This is a genomic window from Methanospirillum sp., assembly GCF_035560735.1.
Taxonomy (GTDB): Archaea; Halobacteriota; Methanomicrobia; order Methanomicrobiales; family Methanospirillaceae; genus Methanospirillum.
Map to the genome: position 1 here is coordinate 1 of NZ_DATMYY010000335.1, position 10,277 is coordinate 10,277.

General features: G+C 43.6%; 8 protein-coding genes. 2 read left to right on the forward strand and 6 right to left on the reverse strand.

Annotated features, from left to right (window positions below):
• The 4 genes from VN429_RS09925 to VN429_RS09940 all read right to left on the reverse strand — a co-directional run.
• On the reverse strand, positions 1 to 764 hold a 764-nt coding region (locus VN429_RS09925), incomplete at its 3' end, for a PAS domain S-box protein (RefSeq protein WP_325632800.1).
• A gap of 172 nt (positions 765 to 936) precedes the next feature.
• Entirely contained in the window at positions 937 to 2,502 is a 1,566-nt protein-coding gene (locus VN429_RS09930; protein WP_325632802.1) for a hybrid sensor histidine kinase/response regulator, read from the reverse strand.
• 196 nt (positions 2,503 to 2,698) lie between these two features.
• A complete protein-coding gene (locus VN429_RS09935; RefSeq protein WP_325632804.1) occupies positions 2,699 to 4,651 on the reverse strand; it encodes a hybrid sensor histidine kinase/response regulator in 1,953 nt (650 codons plus the stop codon).
• A gap of 62 nt (positions 4,652 to 4,713) precedes the next feature.
• Positions 4,714 to 6,168 carry an MFS transporter gene (locus tag VN429_RS09940; protein WP_325632807.1) on the reverse strand — a complete coding sequence of 485 codons (1,455 nt, stop codon included), beginning with the start codon at positions 6,166 to 6,168 and terminating at the stop codon, positions 4,714 to 4,716.
• Positions 6,169 to 6,252: 84 nt separating this feature from the next.
• Here VN429_RS09940 and rd point away from each other — a divergent pair, with 84 nt between their 5' ends.
• On the forward strand, positions 6,253 to 6,456 hold the full coding sequence (rd, locus tag VN429_RS09945; protein WP_325632809.1) for a rubredoxin: 204 nt from the start codon (positions 6,253 to 6,255) through the stop codon (positions 6,454 to 6,456).
• A gap of 126 nt (positions 6,457 to 6,582) precedes the next feature.
• Here rd and VN429_RS09950 read toward each other — a convergent pair whose 3' ends face one another.
• Positions 6,583 to 7,719, reverse strand: coding sequence for a thioredoxin family protein (locus VN429_RS09950; RefSeq protein WP_325632811.1), 1,137 nt, complete (start codon positions 7,717 to 7,719; stop codon positions 6,583 to 6,585).
• A gap of 444 nt (positions 7,720 to 8,163) precedes the next feature.
• On the opposite strand from VN429_RS09950, the gene VN429_RS09955 reads away from it, so the two are divergent.
• A complete protein-coding gene (locus VN429_RS09955; RefSeq protein WP_325632813.1) occupies positions 8,164 to 8,859 on the forward strand; it encodes a hypothetical protein in 696 nt (231 codons plus the stop codon).
• A 78-nt stretch (positions 8,860 to 8,937) separates the two neighbouring features.
• Here VN429_RS09955 and VN429_RS09960 read toward each other — a convergent pair whose 3' ends face one another.
• Positions 8,938 to 10,131, reverse strand: a complete 1,194-nt coding sequence (locus VN429_RS09960; protein ID WP_325632815.1) for a cation:proton antiporter — start codon at positions 10,129 to 10,131, stop codon at positions 8,938 to 8,940.
• Positions 10,132 to 10,277 lie beyond the last annotated feature (146 nt).

The window sequence follows — 10,277 nt, forward strand, 5'->3', positions numbered from 1 at the left end:
GTTATAGAATACTGCTTGTTGAGTTGTGAATAGTAGATGATGTTCTCAACCATTTTTTGCAGATACTGAATACTTTTGTTGAAGATATCGAGCAGGGCTTTTGCATCATGGTCCTGGATCCCGGCTTTAAGAAGTGGAAGCATGGCAACAACCGGTGTCAGAGGTGTACGGAGATCGTGTGCAAGTTGATAGATAAATTCATCCTTTTGTTTGAGCAATTGCTGAATCTCATCCGTCTTATCTTCCAAGTCATCGGTATACTCACGAATCTTAGCCTCAATATCCACGATATGGAGAGTGAGTTCATCATTCTTCTCAAGCAGTGCCTGGTTCTTGTGTATGAGACTCTCAGTAAGGTCCCTGAGATTGTCTATTTCACACCTCATTTCAGAACAGTCCCGACTACTCAAAAGAATTCCATTAATACCCGGATTATCAATGAAGTTTTCCCCAATTGTCTCCATATACCGGTATCCCCCATTATTGTCACTGTGCCTGTATGTCATCCGAATCTGAACTCCAGGCTGTTTCTCTATGAGATTGAGTGCCATTTTTACATCTGGGAGGTCGTCTGGATGAATTGCTGCCGAATCAAATGATTTTCCAATCAGTTCAAAAGGTGTATGTCCCGTTACTCTGGTAACAGATTCACTGACGTATATATACTTTCCATCTTTATTTAGAAGTGTGATGACGTCTGAAGAGTTATCTACGAGCAGCCTGAGTTGCTCAATAAGAGCCCGGTAATCCTCTTCTTTTTCCATGAGAGTGTATAACGAAGATATCCCCAATTGTCCTGTTTGCCGGTCTTCTCTTTACTGTATAATTTCCGCGATTCAACGGGGTGAGATAATCAAAATTTTGCTGATTCAAACAAGGATGGTATTCATACTATTGCATTACCTTTGCGGGAATAGGAATGTTATCTTCTGCACTTCAAGCGTCGACATTTGTCTTCTCCATCTGGTATCCCCCTTTAGGAATCGAGATCTCAAATATGGCACCCTTCTGCTCTATTCCTATCTCCCTTATTGATATCCCGGTGATTGAGAGGATCTCCCGTACAAGGAAAAGTCCGAGTCCAGTATTCTTTCCATATCCCCTATTAAATATGAGTTCTTTTTCGGGAGTAGGGATTCCAATTCCATTATCCTCCCAGGTTATTATCAGATGTCCAGACTGTTCACGTGCAGTGATTTCAATTCTGCTTACTTTCCCTCCGTGTCTGATTGTGTTATCAAAGAGGTTTTCAAAGACTTTTCCTGCAATAGGATCCGCAAAAATTTTAATTTCGTTCAGATTTGACTCAATGAGTGTGAGGCCTGAAAGAGTGGCATGGGGAATGAGATTTTTTACATCAAGCCACTGGGGATCCTGGGATCCAAGATCCTGATACACCCGTGTAAACGCTATCTGTGTCTCGATAGTACCTGCAACTAATTCAAGTTTGTCCAGGTACTTTGTAGCTTCTCCGTCCCGGATTTCATCTCTTATCAGGGTGAGGTACCCGTTCAGGGCCGTTATTTGATTGAGAATATCATGTCTTGTTATACTTGAGAGGAGGTTGAGTTGTTTATTTGCCCTTTTCAGTGCAGCGGCGGATCTCTTCTGCGATGCTTCACGGGAAAGAAGTTCTTTATTGCGCTCTGCCAGTTCAGTCTGGGTTAAAGTGAGTTCTTCTAGAGTTCCAGATAGTTCCCGGTTTATCTCTTCGAGTTCAAGGTTCTTTGCCCGGAGCTCATATTCGATCTTCTTTCTTACAGAAATGTCCCTGAAAATTCCTTCCACTCCATCAAATTCTCCCTTCTCATTAACGCAGATCCTTAAACTGACTGCGACCTGAATATCATCTCCGGTTCTGGTGAGCAGGGTTACCTCATAATCCCTGATCTCCTTCTTCTCTTTAAGGAGGTCCATGAGGATATCGCGTTCAGATGGAAGTTTCCAGAACTCCCCGTTTTTCCTTCCCAGCACCTCTTCCAGTGAGTCATAACCGAGTATCGAAAGAACAGACGGACTTATGTAAACAAGCGTTCCCTCTGAATCTGTCCGGTAATACACATCGATGATGTTCTCGATAATAGTCCTGTACCGGCTTTCACTCTCTTTGAGTGCCTGCTCAGCAATTCGTCGAGTCACTGCCTGATCGATGACATGCACAAGTTCAACTGTCTGTAATCCCTGCTCCGTTCCTTTCTGCAGGTAAAATGTAACTCCGTAATTTATTGCCTCTATTAAAACATCTTCACGGGGAATTATTGTATAAAGGATGAAGGGGATATCTCCAAACTCAGTTCTGACCTGCCTGAGGAGATCTATACCATTTGTACCTGACATCGCATAATCAGAAATGATTGCATCATAAGGACATGACCTAAACATCTCAATCGCCAGTTCTGCTGACTCCGCAGTATCTACGATGCATGCCCCGGTATCTTCTAGTGAGAGTTTTACTGCTTCTAATAGTCCACGTTCATCATCAACATGCAGAACCGATATCACGCTGTCCCCCCGAGTATGCTGGCCATATACCTCTGAAAACCGCGATTTCCCCCTGATCATCAGTTTACAGAAGAGATTTCAGAACGGTAACTAGCACCAGACTTCTGAAAATATATCCAGCACATGGGGGGGATTATTATTTAATTGTTGGGAATGAATTGGTAAACTTCTCTTTCTTCTGATAAAGGTCCTCAGATTATAATGGGATCTGGTATTTTGATGGAGGAACCAGGATCTCAAACCTGGCTCCTACACCTGCAGTTCCTGTCTCCCTGATTGAAAGGTTTGTAACGCTTAAGATTTCCCTGCTGAGGAAGAGCCCAAGTCCGGTTCCACTCCCTACATTTCTATCAAAGATTTTCTCTTTCTCCTCATGAGAAATACCCACCCCATCGTCCTCAACATAGAGAATAATTCCATCATTGGTGATCTCATATCCGGTTTTGACAGTTGTTATCTTCCTGCCGTACTTCACCGCATTGTCAAAGAGATTGTAGAGAACCTTCTCAAACAGGGGATCTGCAAGAATCATGACCATTCCAAAGTTATTTTTGATCCTGATATTGTCAAGTTCAATCATGTCAACGATCCTGGTCACCACTTCGGCCGGTGCAATCCATCTGGCAGTGTTGATACCAAGGTTCTGGTAGTAACTGGTGAATGTTACCAGATCGGAAATATTTGAAGCCATTTGTTCTATCTTCAGGATCATCTCCTTGTTCTGTGCTGGATCTTCTCCCTCCTCTATAAGGGAACAATAAAGGCGAAGTGCTGTAATCTTATTCAGGATATCATGCCGAGTAATGGATGAAAGTAAGTTGAGTTTCCGGTTTCCACGCTCCAATGCGTCTTGTTGTTCAGTGCGTTCTGAAGTATCACGGATTATCGATACAATACCTGTTATTTTTCCGGCCTTGTCATGTAAAGGAGCTGAATGGATCTCTGCAGGAAATGAGGTTCCATCAATTCGGAGCAACCAGTATATTGCTGGAGGTGTCTGTTCTCCCCTTAGATGTCTAGATATGGAATCAAACGCCTGATATCTGTAATCCGGAGATATCCAGGCCAGGATTTCTGTGCCATTGACTTCTGTATCAGGTGGAAGTGAAAACATTTTTTGTGATTTTGGTGAGCTAAAAATGATATTTCCGGTGATATCGGTGATAATAATGACATCTGGTGATGCTTCTATGAATGACTGGTAGAGTTCTCTTGGAGGAATGATCTCTTTTTCTCTCCCTCGAACAGGTTCGTTTAGAATTACTGAAATATTGCCAGGGGATGTTCTGAATACAAAGAGATCAAATGCTTTTGCATCTGGTATATCAGAAAACCTGACTGGATTGTCTGAATGCCATGACTGTCCAGACAGATTAATTTCTTCCAATATATCTGTAATACCTGCGGAAACAAGAGCAGGGAATACTTCAGTCACAGGTCTTCCCCGCAAACTTTCTGCCTTTATTCCAGTCATTCTCTGAGCTGCCTGGTTTGCGGTTTCAAAGATGAATACTTCATTTTCAAGACGGTAGCAGTGGATTCCCCAGGGTGCATGAGCGATGATACTGGAACACCGGAGTTCACGCTGTTCAGTCTTATTTCTTTTGTTTAGGTGGTCAAATCCGATGTTTGAATCATCTGTTTGGTGAATTCCGTGAATATTAGCAGTTTTTCTGGTAGTATCACCTGAATCTTCGGGTGATGAGGGATTTGAATGGAGATTCTCATCATCCTGGTAATACAAGAATCTGTTTTTTCTACGTCTTATGGTAGTTTTCACAGTTTCTGCCAGTTCAAGAAATCTGATTCCAGTCTCGCCGCCTTTCTGAAGATAGAAGTCAGCACCGTTATTGATGGCTTTGATGACAACCTCTTCACGACCCCGTGCTGTAAAGAGGATAAATGGAATTTCACTAATCAGGGGATCTGAACGGACTGCGATGAGCAGTTCGACTCCATCCATCCCTGGCATCAGATAATCTGCGATGATAGCATCAAAGTGTTCTTCTTTTAGCAAACGAAGTGCTTCAGAACCGGAACGGGTGGTTTTTACAACAAGTTCACCAGAACGTTCAAGAAATGTCTTACAGAGATCAAGAAACCCCGGCTCATCATCTATATATAAAATCCTCGAAATTGGTTGAATCATCTGATAAAGTAAAAAAGGGCGTGTTTAGATATATATGTGTCTGAGATTATAGAACGTTGAGGTTAATCATTCCCCCTCATGTGGCCTCTGATGAGTGAGAAAAAAATGCCTGCTCCGCAGAGAATTGTAAAAATTGCAAATCCGGCCTGCAGGCAGGATATAAAAGCCGGATAATACTCCGGTGTGATCTGGACAGGGCCAATGTAAATAGCAAAGAGCATGGTTGCAAATCCCATTGAGAGCATCTGACCGAGTAGTCTCATGGTGGATGTGGTTCCCGAAGCTACTCCGTAATCGTGTTTCTGCACTGAACTCATGATTGCGTTTGTGTTTGGCGAAGTGAAGAAACCAAAACCGGTTCCAAGGACTAGCAGACTGATAACGATGTACCAGATTGGTGTTGCATCGGTGAGAAAGACGAGCAGAAAAAGCCCGAGGGTGGTGATTGCCATTCCAACTGATGCAACTTTTCCGGGTTCAACCTGATCTGAGAGCCTTCCTGAAAGGGTGGAAACAAGTGCCATCATCACCGGCTGGGCAATAAGGATAAGGCCGGCATGTTCAGGTGAGAATCCTTTGGTATACTGGAGATCAAGACTCAGCAGGAATGTCACCGCAAATGTTGCGCTATAGTTGATGAGTGCTGCGATGTTTGAGAACAGAAACACCTTGTTTCCTGAGAAGAGGCGGACATTGAGCACGGGAAATGTAATTCTGCTCTCATACCAGGCAAAGACAGCTACAAATATTAATCCGGCTGCGATCAGAGTGATGGCTCCTTCATGCGGGAGCGTTGAAAACCCATACATTACGGCAACAAGCGAGAGACTGTAGATTACTGATCCAATGAAATCAAACCGCTCACCTTTACTTTCTGCCCATTCACCTTTTAATTTCAGGCGGATGAGCAGGACTGCAAGCAGACCGATTGGGACATTGACAAGGAAGATACTTCTCCATCCCAGGTATGCTGTCAGGATACCGCCAAGGAACGGTCCGACCGAGAGACCGAAGTACACAAATGAAATATAAACACCTATTGCCCGGCCCCGCTCTCCCGGAGGGAAGACCCCGGTCACGATGGCCATTCCGGTTCCGTAAATCATGGCTGCACCAAGTCCCTGGATGACCCGGATCAGGATGAATGATTCGGTTGTCGGAACCAAGGTCATACAAAGTGATGAGATCGCAAATATAGCAATACCACTTTCAAATATCTTTTTTCTTCCGTAAATGTCAGCAAGCCTTCCAAATGGTACTAGGAAGAGGGCAGAGGCTAGGAGGTACGCGGTAGCTATCCATGAGAGTGAGATGGCATCCATACTGAACTCTGCACCGATTGTTGGGAGAGCGATGTTTACTGCCGATCCATCAAACGGTGTCAAAAATCCCGCAAGGATAGCGATGAAGAGGACGATCCGCTTCAGAGTCCGGTCAGGATTACTACCAGATACAGGTGAAGAACTATTCATGTTATGCTCTCCTTCTCTGCCCTTCTCTGATTCATGATGTTGCATACTTTAAGAGAGATATGCTTCAATTGGTTTTGAGGGTATGCGGAAAATCGGTGTAAGCAAACCCTACCTTTATGAGTCATCCTGATGAGATCTGCGTATTCCGGCGATCTGTCCGGGGAGGTAATAATGGAGAAGTTCGAGTGTATTCCGTGTGGATATGTGTATGACCCTGAACAAGGTGATGAGACTGCTGACATTCCCGCTGGCACTGCGTTTGAAGATCTGCCAGATGATTGGATCTGCCCGGTCTGTGGAGTTGGCAAGGATCAGTTCGAGCCGGTATCATAGCGTTCTGCAATCCCCTTTTTTATAAGCAATCGATAAACTCATCCTGAAGTTTGATTCAGGTGGATATTATCAGAAAACGGTGAGGTGATGTTTGTATGCTTAAGGTAACGGAGTTTGGAAAAAAAGTTAAAGCATTGGGATAAGGATGACGATTCCCATGATGATCATTACGATACCTATCATCAGCCTGAGCATGCTTTTCTGGTCATCACGCCATGCACTGACCTTTTCAGGTGGAATCCCAAAGAACACCAGAAGCAGGATGGCAAGTAATGGGATTACCACAAGGATGTTGTAGAGCACCAGGTAGATTAGCCCGATAGCAGGTTCTTTGTAGAGCATGCCAAGGATGCTGATGTAAATTCCTGCAGTGCAGGCCATTCCGTACACACCCACCAGGGCTCCGACGACGAGACCGGCAGGGACACTGGCCTTTTTCATGTATGATGAGATCAGGCCCTTTTTGGAATCAGGAATCGAGAGAAGCGGATGTTGTTTCTTTGAGAGTCCGTCTTTTACCTGGATGATACCTGCTATGATTGCTACTGCTGCTGCTATCAGGGTGAAGGTCTGTGAAATGCCAGGGAGCTGGATCACTGAGAATATTGCAAACCCGGAGAGGAGCCTGACTGCAAAGAAGGCGACGATATATGCAAGTCCAATGGCCAGGACAGTTCTTCGTGACTGCGAAGCCATGAGTGACACGAGGAGAAGGGCGAGAACGAGCAATCCACATGGATTAAGTCCCTCACCGATACCTGCTACAATGAGAAATCCGGGATTGATGGAAGATGGTGACACATCACTACTTTCAGAAGAGAGATTTGTGAGGAGTCCTCCCTTGTTATTTCCTTTCTTTACCTCTGCAACGGTTGTATCCAGTTTCTCTGATATCTCTTCTTCTCCCATCAGGTTAGTAGTTCCAAGGAAGAGGATTGGAACATGGGCATGGGAGATATTATAGGCCTTCTGGTAGGCATTGAAGAGATCGATATTGGTCTGGTTTCCTGCAAGGCTGTAGAATTCAACCTTTACATCTGAATGGTTAGCCGCATAGGCCTCCATCACCGGATGGATCTTCTCGCAAGCCCCACATCCAGGGTTGAAGAAGAAATGTATGATCACCGGATCAGATGAGGAACCAAAACCACCGATAAAGGGTATTGATCCGAGAGGATTTGATGATGCATCCTTTCCCTCTGCTGCAGCTGCAGGAGAGCAGATGATCGCAATACTAAAAAGTATCAGGAACAGTGCTGCCATATAACGGGGCATATAGTAGAGATTCATACGTATCAACTGTATCAAGATCCTTTGTTGCGGTACTGTTTTAAGCGTTCCCCGATGATCAGCTACATATTGCATCTTTCAGGTTGTATCAGAAGATGCGGTAACATGATGGTATCATCTATGGAGTGGTCCGCTCCTGATGATAGGCTCGTTGCTGGGTGGAGGAAGGACAAGGTGAACCTAGCGGGAAAAAGAATGGAAGAACATTCTTTAGAACTGAATATAGTCCCGTTAAGTCTGCTCTTTTTAACCCCCGTTATCAGACAAGATATCTGATCTGACCCTGACAGATTTATGGGACTTTGATACACTCGTGAAAGAAGAAGTCAGTTAAAGAATGAAGGAAAGATCATACCGCTTCGTTTGCAAGTCTTTCAATACCCCCTATATTGGGCGGGAAATGAGGCGAATTGATTAATGGATAATTCATTACATTCATTTTTGTGTGATACTGCACAACAGAAACGTCATGCAATAGTACGATATTGCATAACCGCTCTTGGGATAATATTCATTACCGCAATCTGTGTAACACCCACATTGGCAGATAATAATCAAACAATCACCGTAAATCCGATTGGGGAACACACCAGTGGAGAGAAGATCAATATCACAGGGACAACTTCAGTTGACAGTTGTAAACAGATTGGTATTGAAATCATCCCAAAAAAGTATTGGGATGCAATTGGTACATATGCAAAAGGGGATAGTACCGGAAAGGTAGTTTTTAATCCGGTTGCGATTACTTCAGAAAACATCCATCCTACCGGCATCAATCTTGTACGATTTAATGCAGACGGGACTCAGTCACAACAGAATATGGATATCCCTAAAGATCATGTATTAGCAACCGGGCCTGTCGTGAAGAATGGACAGAAAGAGAAGATCTGGAGTGTGCTGATTGATAAGACTGATGATATAAAATCAATCAGTCCTGGAACATATCACGTGAATATCTGGGATGCAACAAACCAGAAAAAGAATGATGATAATCCAATGCCCAATGGATGGGATATTGTTCATCAGAAGATATACCCAAGTACCGGGCGGATAAACCTTTGGGATGCAGCAAACCAGAGAGATCTGCAATATGCTGAGTTAATTGTCAAGTGAGGATAGCGAAAACCCTTTTTTCCGAATTTTTTCCTTGCATACTCATTATCCCCTATTGCTAAAAACGGGCGAGAGATTTTAGGGTGAACTATTCACACCTTCCTTACAATCCTTAAAGAAACAATTACGGTATATTAACGGGGTCATGATGGTTGTAATCAGACTCATGATGATGATCGTAACATAAATACCTTGGTCTATTACCCCCTCCTGCAATCCGATTAATGCAACAATCATTGCCACTTCTCCCCGTGGAGCCATCCCAAATCCGACTATGAGTGAATCTTTCCAACTCATTCCACTAAAGTAAGCGGGTATTCCGCAGCCGATTAATTTGGTTAGTACTGCTACTATGGTTAATACAACAAGGAATACGATGATCTCAGGGGTCACTGCTCTCAGATCGACCATAATTCCGAGTGATACGAAGAATATCGATGCAAAAATGATCTGCAGATATCCTGCTCCTTCCTTTAAATCGTGACCCTGTTTCAATCTTATCTCGTTGAATGAAACACCAGCGATAAATGCACCCACTATTGCCGATAATCCTACCATTTCAGCGAGTATTCCGTACATATATGCCATCATCATCGCAAAAATGAATGTGAATTCGGGGTATTTTCCTGCAAATGGTGTTTCATCGACATATTCTATTAACCGGGAGATGACCAGAACCCCGGCTGCTGCTCCGATAATGACGAATGCAATTGCTTTGATGGTCATATAACCAATTGAAAAAGCAGATAGAGATCCGGTTGCAGCTTCATTGCTGATGGCAAGAGCAAGCAGACTTAAGATGTCATCAATCACAGCAGCACCGATGATGGCTTTTGCTGCATCAGTCTGGAGCTGGTCCAGTTCCTGGAGAACATTGGCGGTAATTGCAATGCTTGTTGCTGTAAGTGCGGTCCCGATAAATATAGCACCGGCACCCGAGTACCCGAAGAGTATTGATATTCCATATCCTCCAATCCAGGGAATTATGACTCCAACAAGCGCTATTATCCCGTTTTTAATCTTCATAATCTCATGAAGTTTAAATTCCAGTCCGATTACAAAGAGCAGGATCACTGCACCCAGATGTGCGAGATTACTCACGAAATCAGTGTACTGAATCCATCCTAATATACTTGGGCCTACTACTATTCCAATAAAGATGAGGCCAATCACTGCGGACTGATTAATTTGCGAGGCAATTATGTAACCTGCCAGAGCCACAAACAAAAGCAAGCTCATCTGAAATTCGGGTGAAATTAATAATTCTTCCATTATATCTCCAATGTAAAACCGATTTTATTGAGGTAGGTATTATTGTTACTGTACCTTTGTTTTCAGTGGGAAAAATAAATTCGATAAAATTGCATCTGCAATGTTTGCTCGTAAAAGTGTTTGGTGCCAAGCTATGCTCCGCTATT

Coding starts and splice junctions, on each gene's coding strand:
- VN429_RS09935 (WP_325632804.1), bottom strand. CDS start 4,651: ATGATTCAACCAATTTCGAGGATTTTATATATAGATGATGAGCCGGGG.
- VN429_RS09940 (WP_325632807.1), bottom strand. CDS start 6,168: ATGCAACATCATGAATCAGAGAAGGGCAGAGAAGGAGAGCATAACATG.
- rd (WP_325632809.1), top strand. CDS start 6,253: ATGAGATCTGCGTATTCCGGCGATCTGTCCGGGGAGGTAATAATGGAG.
- VN429_RS09950 (WP_325632811.1), bottom strand. CDS start 7,719: ATGGCAGCACTGTTCCTGATACTTTTTAGTATTGCGATCATCTGCTCT.
- VN429_RS09955 (WP_325632813.1), top strand. CDS start 8,164: ATGGATAATTCATTACATTCATTTTTGTGTGATACTGCACAACAGAAA.
- VN429_RS09960 (WP_325632815.1), bottom strand. CDS start 10,131: ATGGAAGAATTATTAATTTCACCCGAATTTCAGATGAGCTTGCTTTTG.